The organism is Micropruina sp., assembly GCF_047602385.1.
Lineage (GTDB): Bacteria > Actinomycetota > Actinomycetes > Propionibacteriales > Propionibacteriaceae > Micropruina.
This window is the reverse complement of sequence record NZ_JASGHL010000002.1, coordinates 865,395-888,132: the sequence shown is the minus strand read 5'-3', so window position 1 is coordinate 888,132 and position 22,738 is coordinate 865,395. Positions and strand designations below refer to the sequence as shown.

Annotated in this window: 19 protein-coding genes; 6 read left to right on the top strand and 13 right to left on the bottom strand. The window is 70.2% G+C overall.

Annotation, left to right across the window (positions count from 1 at the left end; genetic code table 11):
• Positions 1–18: 18 nt before the first annotated feature.
• The 8 genes from QM711_RS09050 to ilvD form a co-directional block, all read right to left on the bottom strand.
• The gene (locus tag QM711_RS09050) at positions 19–699 is read right to left on the bottom strand and encodes a FadR/GntR family transcriptional regulator (RefSeq protein WP_415098456.1); all 681 of its coding nucleotides are present in this window, start codon (positions 697–699) and stop codon (positions 19–21) included.
• The gene (locus QM711_RS09045) at positions 699–1,490 is read right to left on the bottom strand and encodes an Ig-like domain repeat protein (protein ID WP_415098454.1); all 792 of its coding nucleotides are present in this window, start codon (positions 1,488–1,490) and stop codon (positions 699–701) included. The genes QM711_RS09050 and QM711_RS09045 overlap by 1 nt, the downstream gene beginning before the upstream one ends.
• Positions 1,450–2,430 carry a hypothetical protein gene (locus QM711_RS09040; RefSeq protein ID WP_415098452.1) on the bottom strand — a complete coding sequence of 327 codons (981 nt, stop codon included), beginning with the start codon at positions 2,428–2,430 and terminating at the stop codon, positions 1,450–1,452. The genes QM711_RS09045 and QM711_RS09040 overlap by 41 nt, the downstream gene beginning before the upstream one ends.
• A complete protein-coding gene (locus QM711_RS09035) occupies positions 2,430–4,415 on the bottom strand; it encodes an Ig-like domain repeat protein (protein WP_415098450.1) in 1,986 nt (661 codons plus the stop codon). Before QM711_RS09035 ends, QM711_RS09040 begins: the two co-directional genes overlap by 1 nt.
• 167 nt (positions 4,416–4,582) lie before the next feature.
• Entirely contained in the window at positions 4,583–5,896 is a 1,314-nt protein-coding gene (locus QM711_RS09030) for a sensor histidine kinase (protein WP_415098448.1), read from the bottom strand.
• On the bottom strand, positions 5,886–6,560 hold the full coding sequence (locus QM711_RS09025) for a response regulator (protein ID WP_415098446.1): 675 nt from the start codon (positions 6,558–6,560) through the stop codon (positions 5,886–5,888). Before QM711_RS09025 ends, QM711_RS09030 begins: the two co-directional genes overlap by 11 nt.
• Positions 6,561–6,626: 66 nt before the next feature.
• A complete protein-coding gene (locus QM711_RS09020; RefSeq protein WP_415098444.1) occupies positions 6,627–6,878 on the bottom strand; it encodes a type II toxin-antitoxin system Phd/YefM family antitoxin in 252 nt (83 codons plus the stop codon).
• A 50-nt stretch (positions 6,879–6,928) separates the two neighbouring features.
• Positions 6,929–8,776, bottom strand: a complete 1,848-nt coding sequence (gene ilvD, locus QM711_RS09015; RefSeq protein ID WP_415098442.1) for a dihydroxy-acid dehydratase — start codon at positions 8,774–8,776, stop codon at positions 6,929–6,931.
• Positions 8,777–8,959: 183 nt separating this feature from the next.
• Here ilvD and pruA point away from each other — a divergent pair, with 183 nt between their 5' ends.
• Together pruA and QM711_RS09005 are read left to right on the top strand one after the other, a co-directional pair.
• Positions 8,960–10,606 carry an L-glutamate gamma-semialdehyde dehydrogenase gene (gene pruA / locus QM711_RS09010; RefSeq protein WP_415098440.1) on the top strand — a complete coding sequence of 549 codons (1,647 nt, stop codon included), beginning with the start codon at positions 8,960–8,962 and terminating at the stop codon, positions 10,604–10,606.
• A complete protein-coding gene (locus QM711_RS09005) occupies positions 10,606–11,574 on the top strand; it encodes a proline dehydrogenase family protein (protein ID WP_415098438.1) in 969 nt (322 codons plus the stop codon). Before pruA ends, QM711_RS09005 begins: the two co-directional genes overlap by 1 nt.
• Before the next feature lies 1 nt (position 11,575).
• Here the strand turns inward: QM711_RS09005 and QM711_RS09000 are convergent, their stop codons facing one another.
• Complete coding sequence (locus QM711_RS09000) at positions 11,576–12,733, bottom strand: PucR family transcriptional regulator (protein WP_415098436.1); 1,158 nt, start codon at positions 12,731–12,733, stop codon at positions 11,576–11,578.
• 184 nt (positions 12,734–12,917) lie between these two features.
• Here QM711_RS09000 and QM711_RS08995 point away from each other — a divergent pair, with 184 nt between their 5' ends.
• From QM711_RS08995 to QM711_RS08980, 4 genes are all read left to right on the top strand, one after another.
• Positions 12,918–14,759 (top strand): amino acid permease, encoded by a 1,842-nt coding sequence (locus QM711_RS08995; protein WP_415098434.1) that lies wholly within the window; start codon positions 12,918–12,920, stop codon positions 14,757–14,759.
• Positions 14,760–14,777: 18 nt separating this feature from the next.
• Positions 14,778–15,650 carry a universal stress protein gene (locus QM711_RS08990; RefSeq protein ID WP_415098432.1) on the top strand — a complete coding sequence of 291 codons (873 nt, stop codon included), beginning with the start codon at positions 14,778–14,780 and terminating at the stop codon, positions 15,648–15,650.
• 248 nt (positions 15,651–15,898) lie between these two features.
• Entirely contained in the window at positions 15,899–17,269 is a 1,371-nt protein-coding gene (locus QM711_RS08985) for a hypothetical protein (RefSeq protein ID WP_415098430.1), read from the top strand.
• A gap of 38 nt (positions 17,270–17,307) precedes the next feature.
• Positions 17,308–17,523, top strand: coding sequence for a DUF6191 domain-containing protein (locus tag QM711_RS08980; protein WP_415098428.1), 216 nt, complete (start codon positions 17,308–17,310; stop codon positions 17,521–17,523).
• A 3-nt stretch (positions 17,524–17,526) separates the two neighbouring features.
• Here the strand turns inward: QM711_RS08980 and QM711_RS08975 are convergent, their stop codons facing one another.
• Genes QM711_RS08975 through nirB form a run of 4 tightly spaced genes read right to left on the bottom strand, consistent with a single transcriptional unit; the run spans position 17,527 to position 22,738 of the window.
• A complete protein-coding gene (locus tag QM711_RS08975; protein ID WP_415098426.1) occupies positions 17,527–18,456 on the bottom strand; it encodes an aldo/keto reductase in 930 nt (309 codons plus the stop codon).
• Positions 18,457–18,484: 28 nt separating this feature from the next.
• Complete coding sequence (locus QM711_RS08970; protein WP_415098423.1) at positions 18,485–19,864, bottom strand: nitrate/nitrite transporter; 1,380 nt, start codon at positions 19,862–19,864, stop codon at positions 18,485–18,487.
• Between the two features lie 22 nt (positions 19,865–19,886).
• On the bottom strand, positions 19,887–20,222 hold the full coding sequence (locus tag QM711_RS08965; RefSeq protein WP_415098421.1) for a Rieske (2Fe-2S) protein: 336 nt from the start codon (positions 20,220–20,222) through the stop codon (positions 19,887–19,889).
• Positions 20,222–22,738 (bottom strand): nitrite reductase large subunit NirB, encoded by a 2,517-nt coding sequence (gene nirB / locus QM711_RS08960; protein WP_415098419.1) that lies wholly within the window; start codon positions 22,736–22,738, stop codon positions 20,222–20,224. The genes QM711_RS08965 and nirB overlap by 1 nt, the downstream gene beginning before the upstream one ends.

Sequence of the window (22,738 nt, the reverse complement as noted above, 5' to 3'; positions counted from 1 at the left end):
GCCGTTCCGCGAACTGGCCTAGCCGGACGGCTCCAGCCGCCGTCCCAGCGGACGGCCACCGGTCGCGGCGACCCGCTTCTCGGGTGCCAGCTCGTGGCCGGCGTGCCGGGCCGCCGCAGTCCTCGCCGCGTCGGCATCGCCGGCCCTGATCGCCGCGGCGATCAGCTCATGTTCGGCGGTGCTGTCGGTGGCCGGACGGCGCCCGGCCACCGCGGACGGCTGGGCGGGCACCGTGAACAGGCCGTCGTAGAGGTCGCTGAGCAGCGCCTCGCCGGCGGCCTCGAACACCAGCCGGTGGAAGGCGGACAGCCGCCGGCAACCACCCAGTCCGGACGCCGCGGCCTGCTCGATCGCCGCCGCCTGGGCGTCGGTGCGGCGAAGCGCCGCCAGCGCGGCCGCCTCGGCCTCCAGCGCCGTCCGCAGCGCCCGGACGCCCTCGGCGCTGTGCCGTCCCAGGTAGCCGGCCAGCACCGAGTTGACCGGGCTCGCCGAACGGACGAAGGTGCCGCAACCGGGCAGCGCCTCGAGCATGCCGAGCATGGTCACCGAATGGGTCGCCTCGCGGACAGTGGATCGCCCGACTCCGTGTTGCGTGGCGATCTCGCTCTCGGTGGGGATCCTGCTGTTCACCGGCCACGCGCCGCTGGTGATCTGCCGTTGCAGCCACTGCCCCAGGGCGACCGCCTTCGAGACCGGCATCAGCTGACCCTCACGCTGACGGTCTTGGTGGTCTTCCCCGAGACGTTGGAGTTGCCGGCGAACACCGCCTTGACCTTGTGGGTGCCGCGCTTGGTGAACGCCGGCAGCTTCACCTTCAGGGTGCCGCGATGGCTGCTCTTCAGGGCGTAACTGCCGAGCCGCCTTGTGCCGTCGTAGATCCGGACGGTGCCGGTGGCGTAGACCTTGGACGCGCCGCTGATCGAGACCTTGACGGTGGCGTCCACCCGCTTGCCGCGCTTCACCTTGGACGCCGACAGCTTCAGCGAAGCCGACGAGGAGGCCTTGGCGACGGTGAAGCGGGCCGACGCGGTGGCCGCGGCCGTGTCGGCGTCCCCGGCGAACCGGGCGGTCAGGGTGTGCGTGCCCACGGCCGCGTCGGCGGGCAGGGTGACCCGGGTGCCGGCGGAGCCGACCGTGACCGTGGTCGTCCAGCTGCCCTGGGAGACCTCGACGGTACCGGCGGCCGGGGCGCCGGCGATCCGCAGCGCCACGGTGGCGGTGCGGGCCGAGCCGTAGCGCGGCGACTTCGGTGCGGTGAGGGTGAGCGCGGAGGTGCGCGGGGCGGGGGTGTCGGCGTCCACGGTGAGCGAGCGGGTGATCCGGGAGATCGGCTGATCGTTGATCACCCCGGCCGGCGGCAGCACGCAGGACAACCCCACGTTGAACCCGACCACGACCGTGCCGGTCAGCTCGGCCGGCAGCGTCGCGGTGCCGGTGGCTGCCCCCGTGCTACCGGTCTGCACGCAGGCCAGCACCTGCTCGTTGACCACCACCGCCACCTTCTGCGGCGCGCCGCCGACCCCGATGTAGCCGACCAGGTCGAAACCGAACGTGCCACCGGGCCGGACCCGCTCGGTGCGCAGCGTGGCGTTCGGCTGCGCGGTGATCCGCAGCGTCACCTCGGCGCTCACCGAACCGGTCGACAGCCGCAGCACGCGGGAGCCGAGCGCGACATCGGACGGCAGCGTGAGCCGGGCCGTCGGCGGCAGGGCGCCGTCGGTTCCGGCGGCGATGCCGGCGGGCAGCGGGGTGGCCGTCGAGGGTGGCGGTGACGTTCTCGCCGGGGGTGAACCCGTCGCCGCGGACGGTGACCGAGGCGCCGGGCCGGAAGGTCGTCCCGGCCTGGAAGACCCCGGTCGGGCTGGTCAGCCCGGTGCTCGCCGCCGCCGAGTTGCTGGCGACGGTGAACGGCACCTGGAAGGTGATCGGGTCGGTGACCCGGTCGCCGGTGGTGGTGAAGAAGGCACCGGACAGGATCCGCAGCCAGTGCTGGCCGTTGCCGAGCGGACCGGACGGGGTGAGCCCGGCCGGCGCCTGCAGCCAGCCCTCGAACGAGCCGCCGTCGGCGTGGTGGGTGACGAACCAGTAGGCCGCCTCGCTGCCGGGGGGCTGGCTCGGGTTCGGCGGACGGTAGGCGTCGCGTCCGCCGACGGTCCAGGCCGGGCCGGCGTCGAAGTCGTAGGGCCGGACCGCGACCAGTGGTTCACCGGTGCTGCCCTGGACGGGGGTGAACCCGCGTCCGGAGATCTCGATCCGCTCGCCGGCCGCGATCCGGTTCGTGCTCAGGGTGATGCTCGCCCCCGACACCGGATCGGTGACGGTCACCGCGGCCTGCGCCGGCTGGGTGCTGAGCACCAGGCCGGACGCCGCCAGCAGCCCGGCGATGAGGACGGCTACCACCCGCCGGATGAGGTGTCGGGGGCCGCGCATCAGCGGGTCACCTTGAGCTTCTTGGACGCCGTCGACGCCTTCAGGTTCGCGTCACCGGCGTAGCTGACCTTGATGGTGTGGGTCTTGACGCTCAGCTTGGGCAGCTTCACCGTGACCCTGCCCTTCGACGAAGCCGTCAGGGTGAGGGTCTTCAGCTTCTTGGAGCCGTCGTAGACGGTCACCTTGCCGGTCGGGGCGTAGTCCGCGGGCAGGTCGCTGCCGCCGATGGTGATGGTCGCCGTGGCCTGCTTGGACTTCTTCACGCTCTTCGGCAGGCTCAGCGAGGTCGTCGAGGACGCCTTGGCGACGTTCACCGTGGCAGTCGCGGTGGACCCCTTGACGCCGGGGGCGGGCGCCAGGGTGGCCTTGATCGTGTGCGTGCCGGCGGACAGCGTGCGCGGCAGGCTGACCGTGGCGATGCCCGAGGATCCGACCTGAACGGTCTGCAGGTCCTTGCCGTCGATGGCGATGGTCGCCTTGCCGGAGGCCGGTTCGCCACCGACCCGCACCCGCACCGAGGCGGTGTTGGCAGCGCCGAAGGTGGTGCTGGTCCGGGTCAGGGTCAGCTCGGTCTCGGATGCCAGCGGGGACAGGTCGAGGGTGACCAGTTTCGCGTCGCCGCCGCCGTAGCCGGCGGCCACCACCTGGTAGCCGTCGCCGGTCGTGGTGATGCCCCACAGGTAGTCGTCGGTGCCGCCGAAGTCCAGCACCTTGGTGCCCACGGGGGTGCCGTCCGGCGCGGTGATGGTGATCAGGGCGTCGCTGGTACCGCTGGTGCCACCGATGCCGACGATCCGGCCGTCGGGCAGGATCAGGTGGTCGCGGTGCCGGTCGCCGCTGTTGTTGCCGTCCTCGCCGACGTGGTACGCCACCAGGCCGCGATCGGCCCAGCTGCGGTTCAGCGCGCCGTTCGGCTTCAGGCTGAACAGCAGCGCGTCCACGCTGTTGGCGGCCGCGGCACCGGTCCGTCCGCCCCGGTAGCCGTAGGCGCTGACCACGTAGTTGCCGTCGGCGTCCTTCCGGATGCCGTAGGCCTCGGCGAAGCCGCCGGTGCCACCGGGGTAGGCGGTTGCCAGGCCGTCGTCGCCCCAGGACTCGTCCGGCTTGCCGGCCGGGGTGTACTTGGCGATGAACGGCTGGTTGTTCGAGCCGACGTTGGCGTAGGCGGTGGTGAAGTACGAGCCGTCGGAATCGAGCAGGCCGCGGCGCAGGTTGTCGCTGAACGGAGTCTCGATGCTGGCCACGCCGCCGGTGCCGAACGAGCTGTCCAGCCGTCCGCTCGAGGTCAGCTGGACGGCTGCCGCGTCCCGGCCGGTGCGGGTGCTGGCCGAATCGGTGCCGATGGCCGCCGAGATGATCGCCTTCTGGTTGGGCCGGACGAAGATGTCCCAGCCCGCGGCGTCGGGCACCGCTGCGCCGCCGGCCGGGTTGACCCCGTCGCTGAGCGAGACCCGGGTCCAGCCGCCGTTGGTCCCGTAGCTGCGGTCGAGGGCGCCGTTGGGGTGGACGCGGGCGACGAAGATGTCGGTGTCGACCGCCGTGCCGGCCGCGGACTGGTCGCCCTCGACCTCGCCGACGACCAGCAGCCGGCCGAGCCGATCGACCGCGACGCCCTTCGCGGTCTCCCGCGCGCCGGGGTTGGTGACGACCGCGGCGTGGAACGAGCTGACCAGGTCGATCACGGCCCGTCCGCCGGTGCCGAAGCTGGTGTCGAGTGAGCCGTCGGCATTGCTCTTGGTGATCAGGACGGCCCGGTTCGTGCCCTCGACCACCTGGTAGCCGACGTTGTAGGTGCCCCCGTCGGGGGCCGCGATCACACCGTTGTAGGCGTCGGCGACATCGGCCGCGCCGTGGTTGTGGACCACCGGGTCACCCGGGGCGCCGAACGCTGCGGGGGCGCCCGCGATCGCGGCCGGCGCGAGGAGGCCGAGGCCGGCCAGGACGCCGACGGCGCGCGTCAGCGGTCGTCGATTGTGCTGTTGCATTGATGCTCCTTGAGAGGCGCCGCCACGGCTGGGAATGTCCCGCCCTGGCTGGCGAATTCACGGTCCTTCGATCGGGCCGTCGAGATTAGGTTAGGAATACCTAACCATCCGCTGATGTTTGAATCGGCGGTTTGGGCTCCCCAAAACTGGGGGGTTGACCGGACCCGTCAGGACGCCGGAGATGCCGGGTAGGGCAGCTGCACCCGGAGCATCGTGCCGACCCCGGGCCGGCTGTCCAGGCTCACCCGGCCGCCTACCGAAGCGGCGGCGTAGCGGATGATCCGCAGCCCCAGACCGGGCTCGGCAGGCTCGGCGAACCCGATGCCGCCGTCGGCGACCTCGATCTGCAACTCGTCGCCGACCAGCTCCACCCGGAGCTCGATCGGCGCATCGCCGGCATGCTTGACGGCGTTGCGAAGGCCTTCTTTGATCACCCGGAAGGCCACCGCTGTTTCGGTTCTGGCAAGGGGTAACGGGTGCTCGGGAAGGGTCACGGCAAGGCGTTGCCGCTCGGGCAGGGTGGCGATCCAGGCGGCTAGCGCGTCGCGGAGGTCGTCGGCCTGCCACTCCGATGCCTCGCCGCTGCTGAGCAGGCCGCGCAGCTCGGCGACATCGGCGGCCAGCAGATCGGACGCCTGGTCGAGCGCGGCGCCGACCACCGCCGGGTCGCCGGACTGCCGGGCGCTGTCGAGGATCAGCCGGGCCGCGGACAGGTCCTGCACAGTGCGTTCGTGCAGCACTTCAGAGATCCGGCGGTGCTCCTCGGCGCGGGCTTGCAGCGCGCGATTGGCGAACAGGGCGCGATCCCGCTCGGCGCCGGCCGCCGTCCGCGCCAGCCGCAGGCTGAGCGGGAAAGTGACCAGGCTCAGCAACAGGATTCCGGCGATCGGAATGGGCAGCCAATCCGTCAGCAGGCCGCGATAGATGGCATCGAATTCGCGGACGGGTTTGTAGACCTCGAGCACGTACGGCGTGCCGGCGCTGTCTCGGAAGGGCAGGTAGATCTCGTACAGATTCGGTAGCGGCGGGCCCTCGGACTGGGTTCCGTCGTCGAGCTTGTCGATTGCCGGCGTCCAGCTGTCGAGCGCGGTGGCAGCGCCGCCGAGCGGGACGACCGCACCCCGGCGTCCCGGATCGGTCGACCATAGGATCTCGCCGGTCCCGGCATCGATGCGTCGCCAGATGTGCACCACCAGCACCTCGCCTGAAGAGATCAGTGGCTCCGCCGAGGTGAGCAGGTGATGTTGCCAGGAGTCGCTCCCGGCGAGGTTCTCGGCGGTCAGCGGCAGTGCGAGCCCGAGTGCGGCCGCCCGGACGTTCTCGACCGCCGCCACCTCAGCCAACTCGGTGGCCCGACGATGGCCCTGCCAGGTGACCGCGAGAGCGACCAGCAGCATCGCGATCAGGACGCCAGCCGCGTGCCGGCGGACGGCGGCGTTGCCGAGCCGCGGCGTCCGGTCAGTCCGTCGCTCAGCCGGCATGCACGTCGATCAGGCCGTGGCGGGCGCCTTCGAGCACCGCACCCAGCATGGTCTGCACCCCGAGCTTCTCGCGCAGGCTGCGAATGTGATCGCGGACGGTGTGGCTGCTGAGGCCGAGCCGGCGGGCCACCTGGTGGGGATCGCTGCCGTTGGCGAGCAGTTGCAGCACCTCGGTCTCGCGTCCGGTCAGGGCCGGGATGTCGTCGGCCCGCTTCGCGGCGACCTGCACCGCCTCGCCGGTGACCGCCTGCCGGAGCGCGGTCATCAGTTCGGGCAGGCCCATGCCCTTGGCCAGGACGGCGCTCGCCCCCATGCCGCGGGCGCGTTTGGCGATGGCGGTCTGCGGGTGCGCGGTCAGCACGACTGCCCGAGTCTCCGGTGAGAGTTCGGCCAGCTCGGTCAGCAGCGACAGCCCGTCGTCGCGGTCGAGCCGGACGTCGATCACCGCCAGGTCGGGACGGCTTTCGGCCAGCAGCCGGCGTCCCTCGTCGAGGCCGTCCGCCGTCCATACCGCGGTGACGTCGGGCTGGGCGGTGAGCACGGTTGCCAGTGCGCCGGTGAACACCGGGTGGTCATCGATCAGTGCCACGCTGAACCGGCTGACCGCATCGTCGGCGGAGGCGGTGGTTCCTGGGTGCTCCTCCGAGGTGACGACCGACTCCACGTCCTCGCTCCACGTCAGGCAATAGGTGAGGCAGATCCTACCGTCGGCCTACTCCCGGATCGGACGTCACCGGTCTTCGCGCTCGTCGGCAAGGAGTTCGTCGACCGATGTTGCGGAGCGCAGACGTTGCTTCGGCAACCCGCTGGTGTGGGCGGGGCTGTCCGTGCGCCGTGGGGTGATTGTGGCCGATGAAGTCGCGGGCACGATGAACCCGACGCGGCGCTGGTGCTTGGTCAGCTCGTACACCTCGCCGGCTTCGACATCGGCGAGCATCGCGGTCGGATTCTGCCGCAACTCGCCGACGGTGATGGACTTCATGAGTCCGCGCTACCAGCGAAATATCTAGGTATGTCTACGGAAGGCGAACCTCAGAGTTCGTCGGGATCGCGCCGGGCGGCGCCCTTGTCGGCGGACTGGGCCAGCATCGCGAAGATCTTCAGCGCGGGCGACACCGTGCGCTGCCGGTTGCGTGGCTTCCAGCCCCGGGCCTCGGCCTCGGCGCGCCGGGCCGCCAGGGTGGCGTCGTCCACCTCGAGGGTGACCGTGCGGTTCGGGATCGAGAAGGTGATGATGTCGCCGTCCTCGACCAGGCCGATGGTGCCGCCGGACGCCGCCTCGGGCGACACGTGCCCGATCGACAGTCCGGACGAGCCGCCGGAGAACCGTCCGTCGGTGATCAGCGCGCACTTCGGGCCGAGCCCGACCCCCTTCAGGTAGGACGTTGGGTACAGCATCTCCTGCATGCCCGGGCCGCCCTTGGGGCCCTCGTAGCGGACCACCACCACATCGCCGGCCTGGATCTGGCCGCCGAGGATCTTCTCCACCGCCTCATCCTGGGATTCGGCGACCTTGGCCGGGCCGCTGAACTCCCACTGCTCGGCCGGGACGCCGGCGGTCTTGACGATGCAGCCGTCCTCGGCGAGGTTGCCGTAGAGCACCGCCAGGCCGCCGTCGGTGGTGTAGGGCGTAGCCACAGCCCTGATGCAGCCGTTGCTCGGGTCGGTGTCGAGGCTCTCCCAGCGGTTGCTGGACGAGAACGCCTCGGTGGTCCGCACCCCGCCGGGAGCGGCGTAGAAAAGGTCGGCGTTCTCGGGCTTGACCCGTCCGCCACGGATGTCCCAGTCGTCCAGCCAGCTGTCCAGATCAGGGGCGTGGACGGCGTGCACGTTGCGGTCGAGCAGCCCGCCGCGGTCGAGTTCGCCCATGATGGCGACGATGCCGCCGGCCCGGTGCACGTCCTCCATGTAGTAGTTGGCGGAGTTCGGGGCCACCTTGCAGATGCACGGGGTGACCCGGGAGAGCGCGTCGATGTCGTGCTGGTCGAAGTCGACGCCGGCCTCGTGGGCGGCAGCCAGCAGGTGCAGCACGGTGTTGGTCGAGCCGCCCATCGCGATGTCGACCCGCATGGCGTTGTTGAACGCCTCCTTGGTGGCGATCGACAGCGGCAGCACCGAGGCGTCCTCGTCGTCGTACCAGCGCGTGGCCAACTCGACGGCCAGCTTGCCGGCGTTGAGGAAGAGATCACGGCGGGCGGACGCGGTGGCCAGCGTCGAGCCGTTGCCCGGCAGTGACAGCCCGAGCACCTCGGTCAGGCAGTTCATCGAGTTGGCGGTGAACATGCCCGAACACGAGCCGCAGGTGGGGCAGGCGTTCTGCTCGATGGCGGTCAGGTCGTCGTCGGCGACGTTCGGGTCGACGGCCTTGACCATGGCGTCGACCAGGTCGAGCCGGGTCTGCACGGTACCGCCGTTGATCAGCGCCTTGCCGGCCTCCATCGCGCCACCGGAGACGAACACAGTGGGAATGTTCAGCCGCAGCGCGGCCAGCAGCATGCCGGGGGTGATCTTGTCGCAGTTCGAGATGCAGACCAGGGCGTCGGCGCAGTGCGCGTTGACCATGTACTCCACCGAGTCGGCGATGATCTCGCGGCTGGGCAGCGAGTAGAGCATGCCGTGGTGGCCCATCGCGATGCCGTCGTCGACGGCGATGGTGTTGAACTCGCGGCCCACTCCGCCGGCCTCGGCGACCGCGCCGGCGACGAGTTTGCCCATATCGCGCAGGTGCACGTGGCCCGGCACGAACTGGGTGAAGCTGTTCGCGATCGCGACGATCGGCTTGCCGAAATCGGACTCTCCCATGCCGGTGGCGCGCCACAGGGCGCGGGCGCCGGCCATGTTGCGGCCATGGGTCGTCGTACGAGATCGCAGAGCAGGCATGCGGAGAACCTTACGCCCGCGTAACCAGCCCGGGATGCACCGGCCAGCCGGTGGCCGCGACCCGATTTGGGCGATCGCACAACGCCGCCGACGGGGGTTCCGCCAATCGCCTATAGGCCGCGTGACCAGTGGTCCGATTGACTGAATCGACCCACTCGCCACTCACTTCCCGGAGGCCCAGCCGTGGATGCGATCACCGTCGTCCCGAGCCCGATCAACGAACCCGTGCACGAATACCCGCCCGGTTCCGCCGAGCGTGCCCGGCTACGCGCCGAACTCGATCGTCTTGCCGCGAACCCCCTCGAGATCCGCCAGGTGATCGGCGGCGAACACCGCAACGCGGCCGGGTCGCGCTACGACGTCGTCCAGCCGCACCGGCATTCCTCGGTGATCGGCAGCTACCGCGAGGCGCAGCCTGCCGATGTGACGGACGCGATCGCCGCCTGCCGTGCGGCGGCGCCGGGCTGGCGGGCGATGTCCTTCGACGACCGGGCCGCGGTGTTCCTGCGGGCCGCCGACCTGCTCGCCGGGCCGTGGCGCGAGCGGCTGGCCGCAGCCACGATGCTCGGCCAGTCCAAGACCGCCTACCAGGCCGAGATCGACACGCCCTGCGAGCTGGTCGACTTCTGGCGGTTCAACGTCGGCTTCGCCCGACAGCTGCTGACCGAGCAGCCGATCTCCGGCAGCGGCGTCTGGAACCGGACCGACTACCGTCCGCTCGAGGGATTCGTCTACGCGATCACCCCGTTCAACTTCTCCGCGATCGCCGGCAACCTGCCTGCGGCGCCCGCCCTGATGGGCAACACCGTGCTGTGGAAGCCGGCCGCGACCCAGGCGTGTGCCGCCTACCTGACCATGCAGCTGCTGCAGGAGGCCGGCCTGCCCGACGGCGTGATCAACCTGGTCTTCGGCGACGGCCCCACGGTCTCCGGCGTCGCGCTGCCGGCGCCCGATCTGGCCGGCATCCACTTCACCGGCTCCACCGCGCTGTTCCAGACGCTGTGGCGGCAGGTCGCCGAGAACCTTCCCCGTTACCGCAGTTATCCGCGGCTGGTCGGCGAGACCGGTGGCAAGGACTTCGTCGTCGCCCATGCCTCCGCCGATCCCGAGGTGCTGACCACGGCGTTGATCCGTGGCGCCTTCGACTATCAGGGGCAGAAGTGCTCCGCGACCTCGCGGGCGTTCATTCCGCGCTCGGTCTGGTCGACGATGGGCGAGGCTTTCCTGCACGAGGTGAGCCAGTTGCGCTACGGCGACATCACCGACTTCACCAACTTCGGTGGTGCCGTCATCGACCAGAAGGCCTTCGACCGGAACCGGGCCGCGATCGAGCGGGCTCGCGGCGTCGGCTCGCTGACCGTCGCCGCCGGTGGCGGCTGCGACGACAGCGACGGCTTCTTCATCGAGCCGACGGTGCTGCTCGGCACCGACCCGGCCGATGACGCGTTCCGGACCGAATACTTCGGCCCGATCCTGTCCGTCCACGTCTACGACGACAGCACCGCGGGTGCGTACACCGACGTCCTGCGGCTGGTCGATGCCGGCTCCGACTACGCGCTCACCGGCTCGATCATCGCCACCGACCGGCAGGCGATCAGCGAGGCGGACGAGGAACTGCGCTTCGCCGCCGGCAACTTCTACATCAACGACAAATCCACCGGCGCCGTCGTCGGTCAGCAGCCGTTCGGCGGCGGCCGGGCGTCCGGCACCAACGACAAGGCGGGTTCCGGGCTGAACCTGCTGCGCTGGGTCTCGGCCCGGACGGTGAAGGAGACCTTCGTCCCGCCGCGGCACCACGGCTACCCGCACCAGCTTCCTGAGGCACAGTGATGGCCAGGTTCACCCTGGGCAACCCGTTGCGCCCGATCCTGCTCGCGGCCGGCCGTTCGGCCTGGGTCGAACGGCTGGTCACCCGGCTGCCGCTGACCCGGTCGGTGGTCACCCGCTTCGTCCCGGGCGCCGATCGGGCCTCGGTGGTGGCCACCGTCCGCCGGTTGCTCGCGTCCGGCCGGATGATCTCGGTCGATCATCTCGGCGAGGACATCACCACCCGGGAACAGGCGCAGGCGACGGCCGACGCCTACCTCGCGCTGCTGGACGACTTCGCCGGCCTGCCGGTCGAGCCGCTGGGCGGCTGCCGCCGGCTGGAGGTGTCGATCAAGCTGTCCGCGCTTGGCCAGTCGCTGCCCGGTGACGGCGAGGCGTTGGCCCTGGAGCATGCGCTGGCGATCTGTCGCGCGGCGGACGCGGTCGGCTGCTGGGTGAACGTCGACGCCGAGGACCACACCACCACCGACTCCACGCTGCGGATCGTCGGACAGTTGCGCGAGGAGTTCCCCGACGTCGCCACCGTGCTGCAGGCATACCTGCACCGCACCGAGCAGGACTGCCGAGACCTGTCCGGCCCGCGTTCCCGGATCCGGCTGTGCAAAGGCGCCTACGCGGAGCCGGCGGATGTCGCCTTCCAGTCGCCGGCGGAGGTGAACGCGTCCTACCTGCGCTGCCTGGAGATCCTGATGCGGGGGGAGGGCTACCCGATGGCGGCCACCCATGACCCAGCGATGGTCGAGGGCGCGCAACGCATCGCCGCCGAGACCGGACGCAGCCTGGACCGGTTCGAGATCCAGATGCTCTACGGGATCCGGGACGCCGAACAGAGCCGGCTGGTCGAGGCCGGCTTCCGGCTGCGCACCTATGTGCCGTTCGGCGACGACTGGTTCGGCTACTTCATGCGACGGCTCGCCGAGCGACCGGCGAATCTCGTCTTCTTCCTGCGTTCGCTGTTCGGGAAGCGATGAGTCAGTCGTTCAGGAACGGCGCCAGCATCAGGCCGAGTTGCAGCCGCAGCCGGTCGGCGCCGTTGCTGAACCGCAGGCCGGTGACCGCCTCCACCTTGCCCAGCCGGTAGTAGAGCGTCTGCCGGTGCACGTGCAGGGCCGCCGCGGCCTCGGCGACGTTGCCGGCCCGATCGAGGAAGACCTCGACGGTACGGATCAGGTCGGCGTCGCCGGTGGCCAGCAGTCGCTGCAGCGGCTCGTCCAGGACGATCGCCGAGAGCTGGGCCGCCGGGACCGCTTCGAGCAGCCGGTACGGGCCCAGCTCGTCCCACATGGCGACCGGGCCGCGCTGTTTGGCCCCGGCGATCCGCGCCGCGGTTCTGGCTTCGAGCCAGCATCGGTGCAGCTCGGTGACGGAGCCCCGCGGCCGTCCGACGCCGGCGGCCAGCCGGCCGTCCCAGCCCTCGGGGAGCTCCTTGGCATAGAGGTCGAGGACGGCCGCGGCGGCGTCCCGCGCCTGGTCCCCGTGCTCCAGCGAGCGTAGGGGGACCACCGCGACCGCCCCGCCGGGACCGACGTCGACCAGCAGTCGCCGAGGGCTGCCCCACAGGCCGGGCGCGACCCGGGGCAGTGAGCCCTCCGACTCGGTGATCACCATCACGGTCAGCGGGGCGTGCCGGTCGAGCAGGCCGCGTCCGATCAGCCGCTCGGCCGCGGCCCCGGCCTTGTCCGCGTCCGCTCCGACCAGATCGGCGACCGCGAGGGCGACCTCGGCACGCTGCCGGCCGATCTGGGCGAGATAGACCGCCGCCTCGGCGGCCAGCCGGGCCACGCCGGCCACCGCCGGGTCGTCGAGTGCGGTCTCCTCGTCGAGTGCCCACAGGTAGCCGTAGGTGGTGCCACGCCAGCGCGCCGGAAAACAGATGCGGCCCTGCAGGCCGGCCTGCGGATCGGCCGGGATGCGTAGTGGTTCCGGGCTGGCGGCGATGCCGAAGCTCTCGAAGCGGGCCCGGACGGCCGGGGCGGAGCGGCGTTGCAGAATGGAGTCGCGGCGCACCGCATCGACCTCGGCGGGCTGGGCTGCGTACGCCAGCAGATTGAAGTTGCGATCCTCCAACACGGTTGCGGACTGCAGCAAGCGTGCGGATTCATCGACGATTTCCTGCAGTTCCGGCCTCACTTCATGTCCTCCCGGGGTCCGTCGGGGCTTGTGCAATCGTCGATAAGCCGCGGGCATTGCTGTGACGAATGCGGCTCGACCAGATGCGTCGGTAGGCGCAAGAATGTCAGCAGCCGACCACCCGCCACCAGTTGGCGAGCGGCCACCGACCCACCCATCGCCGGGCGATTGCCCGAATTCGAGTATGCAGGGGGAGACCATGGGCGCACCGCCGACCGAACTGAAGAAGGGCCTGAAGCAGCGGCACCTCACCATGATCGCGATGGGAGGGGTGATCGGAGCCGGTTTGTTCGTCGGCTCGGGAGTCGTGATCAGTGAGGCGGGGCCCGGGGCGTTCCTGGCCTACGCGCTGTCCGGCGTGCTGATCATCATGGTGATGCGAATGCTGGGCGAGATGGCCACGGCCAATCCGTCCACCGGATCCTTCGCGGACTACGCCCGCAACGCGCTCGGTGGCTGGGCGGGTTTCTCCGTCGCCTGGCTCTACTGGTACTTCTGGGTCATCGTGGTCGGCTTCGAGGCCGTCGCGGGGGCCAAGGTGATGCAGTACTGGCTGCCTGATGTGCCGCTGTGGCTGCTCTCGCTGGTGTTGATGAGCCTGATGACCCTGACCAACCTCTTCTCGGTCTCCTCGTTCGGCGAGTTCGAGTTCTGGTTCGCCGGGATCAAGGTCGCCGCGATCGTGATCTTCCTCGCCCTGGGCACGTTCTTCGTGCTCGGCATGTGGCCCGGCCGGACGATGGACTTCAGCAATCTGACGGCGCACGGCGGCTTCTTCCCGCACGGTCCCGCGGCGATCTTCGGGGCGATCGTCGTGGTGATCTTCTCCATGGTCGGTGCCGAGATCGCCACCATCGCGGCGGCGGAATCCCCGGATCCCGGAAAGGCAATCGCCAGGGCCACCAACTCGATCATCATGCGGATCGCGGTCTTCTTCGTCTTCTCGATCTTCCTGCTGGCCGTGATGATGCCCTGGAACTCCGCCGATCTGGCCGCGTCCCCCTACGTCGCGGCCTTCAAACTGATGGGTATTCCGTACGCCGACCACATCATGAACCTGGTCGTCCTCACCGCGGTTCTGTCCTGCCTGAACTCTGGGCTTTACACGGCATCCCGGATGCTGTTCGTGCTCGCCGCCCGCCGCGAGGCTCCGCTCAAGCTGATGACCGTCAGCAAGGGCGGGGTGCCCCGCGCGGCGATCCTCACCTCGTCGGTGATCGGCTTCCTGTGCGTGATCGCCGCCGCCGTCTCCGAGCACACGGTCTTCCTTTTCCTGCTGAACTCCTCCGGCGCGGTCATCCTGTTCGTCTACCTGCTGATCGCCATTTCACAGATCGTCCTGCGTCGTCGGACCAGCGCCGACAAGCTGGTGGTCAAGATGTGGCTGTTCCCGGGCCTCTCCGCGGTCGTGGTGATCGGGATCCTGGCGGTGCTGGTGCAGATGGGGGTGGCCGAGGACACCCGGATCCAGCTCATCCTGAGCCTCGCCAGCTGGGCCGTGGTGATCGTGCTGTTCTTCGCGACCAAGCGGCTTCGCGAACGCGCCACGGTGGAGCCGACGGCACCGGTCCCGACCGAGGCGGCCCAGCGGGTGCTGGTGCTTGCCAATGAGACCGTCGAGGGCCCGGAGCTGCTCGCCGAGCTCAAGGGCATCGACGCCGCCGGCAAGGCGGAATACTTCGTCTGCGTGCCGGCCAATCCGATCGACACCGGGCAGGCGATGCACCAGGGGGCGGTGTACCTGTGGGACGCGACCGCGGCGGCAGCCAAGGAACGCCTCGACCGGACGTTGGCACTGCTCAACGAGAACGGTCTCGCGGCCGCTGGCGAGGTCGGCGACTACCGTCCACTGCGTGCGCTGGCGGAGGCGGTCGCGAGCTTCAAACCCGATCGACTGGTGATCTGTACCCTCCCCGAGGATCAGTCGGTCTGGCTGCGCTATGACGTGGTCGACCGTGCCCGGGAGGCCAACCCGACCATCCCTGTGATCCATGTGATCGTGCAGCCCGCCGTGGCCGCGGTCTGAATCCTCAAAGGAAACTTGATGACGGTACTGATCGGCCTGACTCCGAACGAGCGTGGCGCAGGCGCGCTGCAGCTCGGCGCGATGGCCGCCCGCTCTCTGCAGGACGACGTCGTCGTCGCCTCGATCACGGCCAGGCCGTGGCCCGAGGTGTTCGACGCCGACCGCGAGTACCTCGACGTTCAGCGCACGCAGGCCGAAGCCGCGCTCGAGCGGGCGCGGGAGACCATCGGCGGCGATCTGGAGGTGCGCTACGTCGTCGAATCGGGCCGTTCGGTGGCCTCCGGGCTGATCGAGGTTGCCCGCGACTGTGCGGCGGGGGTGGTGGTGCTGGGCTCTGCCTCGCAAGGGGTGGACGGGCTGATCAGCCTGGGCAGCGTCGCGAACCGGCTGCTGCACACCCTGGACGTGCCCATCCTGATCGCGCCGACCAACTACCACACGGCGTCCGATGCACGGGTTCGACGGGTGACCGTCGCCTTCGGCCGAGGTGACCGCGACAGCGGGCTGCTCACCTCCGCGGCGGCGCAGGCCGAGCGGGCCGGAGTCCAGCTGCGGGTGGCGTGCTTCGCGGTTCGTCCGATGAGCGCCGCGGGAGGAAGCATCGAGCCCGACGTCGAGAACCTGGTGGTGGACGAGTGGGTCGAGGCGCTCCGCGCCGAGATCGAACCCGCCCTGGCCGCAGCCGGCGTCGACCCGGAAGCCACCCCGGTGGTGGTGGGCGAGGGTGGCACCTGGGAGCAGGCCATCACCGCCGTGGACTGGGCGCCCAATGAGTTGCTGGCCGTCGGGGCCAGTACCTCGGGGGTGGGCCGGTTCCTGCTCGGTTCGCACGCCTCGAAGATCGTCCGGAACGCGCCGCTACCCGTCCTGGTACTGGCCAGGCCCAGCTGATCCGGGCGCGCGGCGGAAAGAGCCGGAAGCTTCGCGGGCTGGGCACTCGCGCCGCGGGTCCGGACTTCCGCTGGCCCTCGGCGCCGGCGGAGCATAAGCCGCCGCCGGAGGGGCGCCGGCGGAGGTCGCGGCGTGGCCGGTCGCCACGGCGCAGCGACGTCCCCACCCTGGCAGCCGAGCGGGGAGACGCCGCTCGATCGAAGCCGGCTTTCGCCCAGCTGCGGGACCGACTCACCGTGCTCGGGGCGGTGGGCCTCTATCTCCTGGTCCTGTTCGCGATCGCCCTGGTCGGAAGCCTCTTCGATGGTGGCGAGCGCCGCAGCGATCCGGGTCCGTCCCGGACGCCGACCCCCACCCTGCCCGAACTGGCGGCGACCTGGTCGGTGCGGCCGTCCGAACTGCGGCCCGACCTGGGCACCGGTGCGGAACTGGTGGCGCCGGTGGACGGCAGCTTCGACCCGAACCGCGTGGTGGCGATCGGCACCACCTGGGTCGTGCTCAGCGGTGACGCCGAGGACCGCGCGATCGCCGTCCACGGCCTGGACGCCTCGACCGGGCGCGTGCTGTGGCGCACCGACCTACCGAACGGTGTCTGCGCCGCGACTCCGGTGAAGTCGCGGCTGGTCTGTGCGGCGTCCACCGCGACCGATCCGGTGACCGGGCTGGGTACTAGCTGGCGGATCTCGCTGCTCGACCCGGCCACCGGACGCGAGACCCGGGGCGTTGATTTCGCCGGCTGGCTCACCCTGATTCATGCCGACGGCGACCGCGTCCTGCTGGCCGAGCAGCGCCAACCGGCGCCGCACGCCGTCCTGACCGGTCTGGACGCCGACCTGCGGCAACGCTGGCAACTAGACCTGCGGGACCAGCCGCAGCATGCCGGCCTGTTCAGCGACAACCGGATCTACAACCGCAAACTGCCGATCCCGGACGGGCCGGCGCTGGATCGTCCGCGGATCAGGAAGGTGGCCGACGGGCTGACCGCGCTGTGGTCGGGCCAGACCACCGCCTTCGTCGACCTGCGCTCCGGCAAGCTGGCCGGCATGCCGCGGTGTTCGCGGCTGGTGGATGACGGCGAGCGGCTGTGGTGCAACGACGGCGCCGTCGCGGTCAGCTACAGCTACTCCCTGCGCAACCTGCACGAGACGGCCATCAACACCCGGCTCGCCTTCCCCTACCGCGACCCGCGCGCGGGTGACGTCACCGATCCCGTCTTCCTCGAAGCCGACGGCCGCGCCGTCCGGGTCGATCCGGCCAGCGGCACGACGCTCGGGCCACTGGCGCAGACCTACAATGGTTCGGCGTTCGGGATGACCATCTCGCCGCAGGCGTCGTTCGTCGCCGGACGCACCCTTCTCTCGGATTCCACGACGCTGTTCGCGGTGGACGCCCGGACCGGAAAGCTGCACTGGCAACGGCAGAAGCCGACCTCGATGGGTGAGGCCTGGGGGTGGCGCGCGAAGCTGCTGCTCGCCGGTTCGGTGGTCCGCGTCCTGGACCCGGCGGACGGCCGGGAGCAGTCGGCGTACCGCCAGCGGCGCGGGCTGTACACCGTGCTGGTCGGCGACACCCTGGTCGGGATCGGGCCGGACGAGATCGCTCGGCTGGCCGATCCCTGACCGGGAAACGCTCGGAGGGCTGTGCGTACACTGTGGCGATGAGCGACTTCTTCCAGCTCTTCAACCCCGGCGCGCGGCACACCCAACAGCAGCGCGACCTGGAGAAGATGCTGGTGGTCGACTATCGCAAGGGCGGCTGGGGTCCGAAACCGCTCGACCTGGAATCAGGCAAGGTGACCATCGTGATGCCGAACCGGCTGCCCGAGGCCAGGGACACCGAAGCAGGTGAAGATCCCGGATCGAGCCCGACCTGACCCTCAGGGCAGCGGGTGCCCGGCGGCCCGATACAGCCGGTACCACTCCTCACGGCTCAGCGTGACGTCGCTGCCGGCGGCCGCCTCGGCAACCCGCTCGGGTTTGGTGGTGCCCAGCACCACCTGGATGTTCGCCGGATGCCGGGTGATCCAGGCGGTCGCGATGCCGGTCGGCGTCACGCCGTAGCCACCGGCCAGCTCGTCCAGCACGTCGTTGAGTTCGGCGTGGTGCTCCCGATCGTCGATGAAGACGCCGTCGAAGAAACCTCGCTGGTACGGCGACCAGGCCTGCAGGGTGATCCCGGTGCGGCGGGCATGGTCGAGGATGCCGTTGTCCCGGTCGATGGACGCCTCGACGCCGGCCATGTTGGTGGCCAGGCCCGAGGCGATGATCGGCGCGTGGGTGATGCTGAGCTGCACCTGATTGACGATCAGCGGCTGCTCGACGGAGGCCCGCAGCAACTCGATCTGACCGGGGGTGTGGTTGGACACCCCGAAGTGCCGCACCTTGCCGGCGCTCTGCAAGGAAGTGAAGGCCTCGGCGACCTCCTCGGGCTCGACCAGGGTGTCCGGGCGGTGCAACAGCAGGACGTCCAGGTAATCGGTGCGCAGCGCCGCCAGCGACTCATCCACCGTGGCCAGGATGTGCTCGGCGGAGAAGTCGAAGAAGCCGGGCCGGATGCCGACCTTGCTCTGGATCAGGACCTGCGCCCGCTCGTCCGAGCTGAGCGACAGCGCCGTCCCGAAGCGCTCCTCGCACTCGTGCCGGTGGTTGCCGTAGATGTCGGCGTGGTCGAACATCGTGATGCCCGCCTCGCGGGCGGCCCCGAACAGGGTGCGGATCTCGGCGTCGGTCAGCGAGGGAATGCGCATCAGCCCGAGGATGACGCTGGACGCCTCAAGGTCGGTCTGCGGCAGGCGATAGGTCTTCACCGGTCCATTCAACCAGCGGTCCGCCCGATCAGACCCCTTCGAGTCGACCCGGCCGCGACTTGATGAACCACGCCCAGGTCACCACCAGGCAGACCAGGTAGAAGCCGATGAACGCCAGGTAGGCGCCGTTGGCGTTGCCCAGGCTGAGGAACGACTGCCGGAAGGCCAGGTTCACCCCGAATCCGCCGAGCGCACCGATCGCGCCGGCCAGCCCGATCAGGGCGCCCGAGCGGCGCAGCGAGACCGCGTTCGCCTGCTCGATCGGCGCACCCGAGCCGACCGCCAACTGCGCCTTGGCCAGGAACACCGCCGGGATCATCTTGTAGGTGGAGCCGTTGCCCAGGCCCGAGAAGACGAACAGCGTGACGAAGCCGGCCACGAACAGCGGCAGCGAATGCAGCAACGCCGCGAGCAGCACCACCGAGGTGCCCAGCGCCATCGCCACGAAGTTCCAGAAGGTGACCCGCGAACCGGTGTAGCGGTCGGCCAGCCGGCCGCCGACCGGACGGATCAGCGAGCCCAGCAGCGGACCGAGGAAGGTGAGCGCCGCGGCCGCGGCAGGGTTAGGGAACTCCTTGGGGAACTGCACCAGCAGCACCTGGCCGAAGGCGAACGAGAAGCCGATGAACGATCCGAAGGTGCCGATGTAGAGGAACGCCAACACCCAGCTCTCGACATGGGTGGAGACCTCGCGAATCGCACCCTTGGCGTTGCTGACCTGGCTCAGGTTGTCCATCTTGATCGCCGACAGCACCGTGGCCAGCACGATCAGCGGGATGTAGATCGCCACGATCAGCCGCGGGTACTGGGTTCCGGTGAGCGCCAGCACCGCCAGGCCGACCAGCTGGGCCACCGCGACCCCCAGGTTGCCGCCGCCGGCGTTGATGCCGAGCGCCCAGCCCTTCAGCCGGGCCGGGAAGAAGGCGTTGATGTTGGTCATCGACGAGGCGAAGTTGCCGCCGCCGACACCGGCCAGGGCACTCACCCACAGCAGCGTCTCGAACGAGACGCCGGGCTCCAGGACGATCGCGATCGCCACCGTCGGGACCAGCAGCAGGGCCGCCGAGATCACCGTCCAGTTGCGGCCGCCGAACTTCGCCACGGCGAAGGTGTACGGCACCCGGACGAAGGAACCGAGCAGCGAGGGCACCGCGGTGAGCAGGAACTTCTGCCCGACATCGAAGCCGTAGCCGGGGCCGAGGAAGAGGACCAGGACCGACCACAGCGTCCAGACGGAGAAGCCGATGTGTTCGCTGGCCACCGAGTAGATCAGGTTGCGGCGGGCGATCGCCGCGCCGCGTTCGTTCCAGAAGTCCATGTCCTCGGGACGCCAGTCGTCGATCCAGCGGCCGATGCGACGAGGTTCGAGCCGGGGACGGCTGGTCACCGTCCGGGTGGTTGTGCTCATCGGGGTCTCCTTCGGGTGGGGTTCAGATGCTGTCGGCCGGCACCGAGACGATGACCCGTCCGGCCTCGTCGACGTGCGCGGGATAGGTGGTGATGGCGTAGTCGGCGCCTACGGCGCAACCGGTCTCAAGGTCGAAGGCGGTCAGGTGCAGCGGGCAGAGCACCACCCGACCGTCGGTCTGGCCATCGGCGAGCGGGCCGCCGCGGTGCGGACAGACCGCGTCGACCACGCGCACCACGCCGGCGCGCAGGTGGAAGACTGCGATCTGCCTGCCGGCCAGCCGGTAGGCGCGGCCCTCCCCGGCGGGAATCTCGGCGAGCGGCCCCAGGTCGTGGCTGAGCATGGTCGCGGCGGTCATCACCGGCGTCCCACCGTCGGCAGCACGGTCAGCGGCAGTGCCGTCCGGAACTGACCGGGAACAGCTGGCTCGGCACCCTCCAGCCACGGGTCGACGAAAGTGTCGACGTGATGCTGGACGGCGGCGTCGAGCCGATCGGCGATCCCCTCGGCGTCGTCCACCACGATCGCCCGGATCCGCTCCAGGCCGATCCGCGGCACGAACGCGTAGGTGCGTTCCAGCCAGTTGGCGTTCTCGCGGTAGTACTGCAGGAACCGCCCGGTCAGCGTCTTGGCCTCCTCGGCGCTGTCCACGGTGGCGAGCAGGTCGCCTTTGCGGATGTGCGCGCCGGCGGCGCCGCCGATGTAGATCTCCCAGCGGCCGCCCTCGATCGCCACGATCCCGACGTCCTTGACGTAGGACTCGGCGCAGTTGCGCGGGCAGCCGGACACGGCGAGCTTCATCTTCGCCGGCGACTCCATGCCCTGCAGCCGGGTCTCCAGCTCGATGCCCAGCCGGGTCGAATCACCGGTGCCGAACCGGCAGAACTCCTGGCCGACGCAGGTCTTCACAGTGCGCATGCTCTTGCCGTAGGCGAAACCGGACGGCATCCCGAGGTCGCCCCAGACCTTCGGCAGATCCTCTTTGCGGACGCCGAGCAGGTCGATCCGCTGCCCGCCAGTGACCTTGATCATCGGGACGTCGTAGCGCTCGGCGACGTCGGCGATCGCGCGCAGCTGCTCGACCGTAGTCACCCCGCCGCGCATCTGCGGCACCACCGAGAAGGTGCCGTCCTTCTGGATGTTGGCGTGCACCCGGTCGTTGATGAATTTGGCGTCCTTCTCGTCGACGTAGCGCTCGGCCCACATCATCTTCAGCAGCGACGCCAGGCCCATCTTCGACTTGGCGTCCTCGGCGCCTTCCGGGGCCAGCGCCGCGAACACCGCCGACACCGAGGTGAGTTCCAGTTCGCGGATCCGGGCCATCAGCGTCGGCTTGTCCAGCGGGACGCCCGGCACGTACCAGTCGGCGGACGGGTCGGCGGTGATCGACCCCTTGCCGGCCAGCTCGACGATCGCGCAGACCATCTCTTTGCAGGACCCGCAGCCCTTGCCGGCCCGGGTGCGATCCATCACCTCGCGGACCGTGCCGGCGCCGTCGTGCACGCAGGCGACCAGCTGGCCCTTGCTGACCCCGTTGCAGTTGCACACCTGGGCGTCGTCGGCCAGCTCGGCCACCCCGACCGCCTCGCTCGGCCCGCCAAGCTCGAACAGCAGCGCGGCCCGTTCCTGCGGCAGCGGAACGCCCTGGTCGAAGGCCTGGGTCAGGAAGGCCACCTTGCTGGTGTCACCGACCAGAGTGGCTCCGACGACCTTGTCGTCGCGGACCACCACCGACTTGAACACGCCGCGGGCCGGCTCGGTGAAGACCACATGCTCGTCGTCGTCCCGCTCCGGGCCCTGCAAGCCCATCGCGGCCACGTCGACGCCGGCCACCTTGAGCTTCGTCGACGTCCGCGAGCCGTGGTAGGCGGCGGACGGGTCGCGTCCGGTGATCTGATCGGCCAGCACCACGGCCTGCTCCCACAACGGGGCGACCAGCCCGTACACCTGGCCACGGTGCTGGACGCACTCGCCGACCGCCCAGACGTGCGGGTCGTCGACGGTGCGCAGGTCGTCGTCGACCACGATGGCCCGCTCGACGGTGAAGCCACTGGTCTCGGCGACCTCGACGTTGGGGCGGATGCCGGCGGCCACCACGACCAGGTCGCAGGGCAGCCGGCTGCCGTCGGCCAGCGCCAACCACTCCACCCTTTCCTCGCCGATCAGACCGGAGGTGCGCGACGAGGTGTGCACGGCGATGCCGAGTGCCGCCACTTTGCGCCGGATGATCTGACCGGCCTCGGCACCCACCTGCGCGCTCATCAGGTGCGGCGCCGCGTGCACCACGGCCACCTCGAGCCCGAACCGCTGCAGTCCGCGGGCCGCTTCCAGGCCGAGCAGGCCGCCGCCGATCACCACCGCGCGATGGCTGTCGGCCCGGTCTGCGTGGGCAATCATCGCCCGGGTGTCGTCGAGGGTGCGGAACGCGAAGACGCCGGGCAGCAGGCCGCCGCCGGCGGTGTACAGGTTCTCCATCGGTGGCAGGAAGGAGCGGCTGCCGGTGGCGATGATCAACTCGTCATAAGGGGTGACGCTGCCGTCGTCGGCGAACACGACCCGGGCGAACCGGTCGATCCGGGTGACCCGGACGCCGGCCCGCAGGCTGATCCCGTTCTCGTCGTACCAGGTCAGCGAGTTGAGGAAGATGTCGGCGTCCTGCTCCTCACCGGAGAGCACGTGGCTGAGCAGGATGCGGTTGTAGTTGCCGTACGGCTCGTCGCCGAACATGGTGATGGCGAACTGCTCGGCGCCGCCGCGGGCCAGGATCTCTTCGACGGTGCGGGCGCCGGCCATGCCGTTGCCGATCACGACCAGTCGGCGCAGCGCCGCGGGCCGCTCGACGCGCACCCGGTCGGTGCTGTCGATGGCGGTCAT

What these genes read in the sequence shown, in the direction of transcription:
- QM711_RS08970 (WP_415098423.1), bottom strand. Translation starts at nt 19,864, where the DNA reads ATGAGCACAACCACCCGGACGGTGACCAGCCGTCCCCGGCTCGAACCT.
- QM711_RS08965 (WP_415098421.1), bottom strand. Translation starts at nt 20,222, where the DNA reads ATGACCGCCGCGACCATGCTCAGCCACGACCTGGGGCCGCTCGCCGAG.
- QM711_RS09050 (WP_415098456.1), bottom strand. Translation starts at nt 699, where the DNA reads ATGCCGGTCTCGAAGGCGGTCGCCCTGGGGCAGTGGCTGCAACGGCAG.
- QM711_RS08995 (WP_415098434.1), top strand. Translation starts at nt 12,918, where the DNA reads ATGCAGGGGGAGACCATGGGCGCACCGCCGACCGAACTGAAGAAGGGC.
- QM711_RS09020 (WP_415098444.1), bottom strand. Translation starts at nt 6,878, where the DNA reads ATGAAGTCCATCACCGTCGGCGAGTTGCGGCAGAATCCGACCGCGATG.
- QM711_RS09040 (WP_415098452.1), bottom strand. Translation starts at nt 2,430, where the DNA reads ATGCGCGGCCCCCGACACCTCATCCGGCGGGTGGTAGCCGTCCTCATC.
- QM711_RS09035 (WP_415098450.1), bottom strand. Translation starts at nt 4,415, where the DNA reads ATGCAACAGCACAATCGACGACCGCTGACGCGCGCCGTCGGCGTCCTG.
- QM711_RS09005 (WP_415098438.1), top strand. Translation starts at nt 10,606, where the DNA reads ATGGCCAGGTTCACCCTGGGCAACCCGTTGCGCCCGATCCTGCTCGCG.
- QM711_RS08990 (WP_415098432.1), top strand. Translation starts at nt 14,778, where the DNA reads ATGACGGTACTGATCGGCCTGACTCCGAACGAGCGTGGCGCAGGCGCG.
- nirB (WP_415098419.1), bottom strand. Translation starts at nt 22,738, where the DNA reads ATGACCGCCATCGACAGCACCGACCGGGTGCGCGTCGAGCGGCCCGCG.
- ilvD (WP_415098442.1), bottom strand. Translation starts at nt 8,776, where the DNA reads ATGCCTGCTCTGCGATCTCGTACGACGACCCATGGCCGCAACATGGCC.
- QM711_RS08980 (WP_415098428.1), top strand. Translation starts at nt 17,308, where the DNA reads ATGAGCGACTTCTTCCAGCTCTTCAACCCCGGCGCGCGGCACACCCAA.
- QM711_RS09030 (WP_415098448.1), bottom strand. Translation starts at nt 5,896, where the DNA reads ATGCCGGCTGAGCGACGGACTGACCGGACGCCGCGGCTCGGCAACGCC.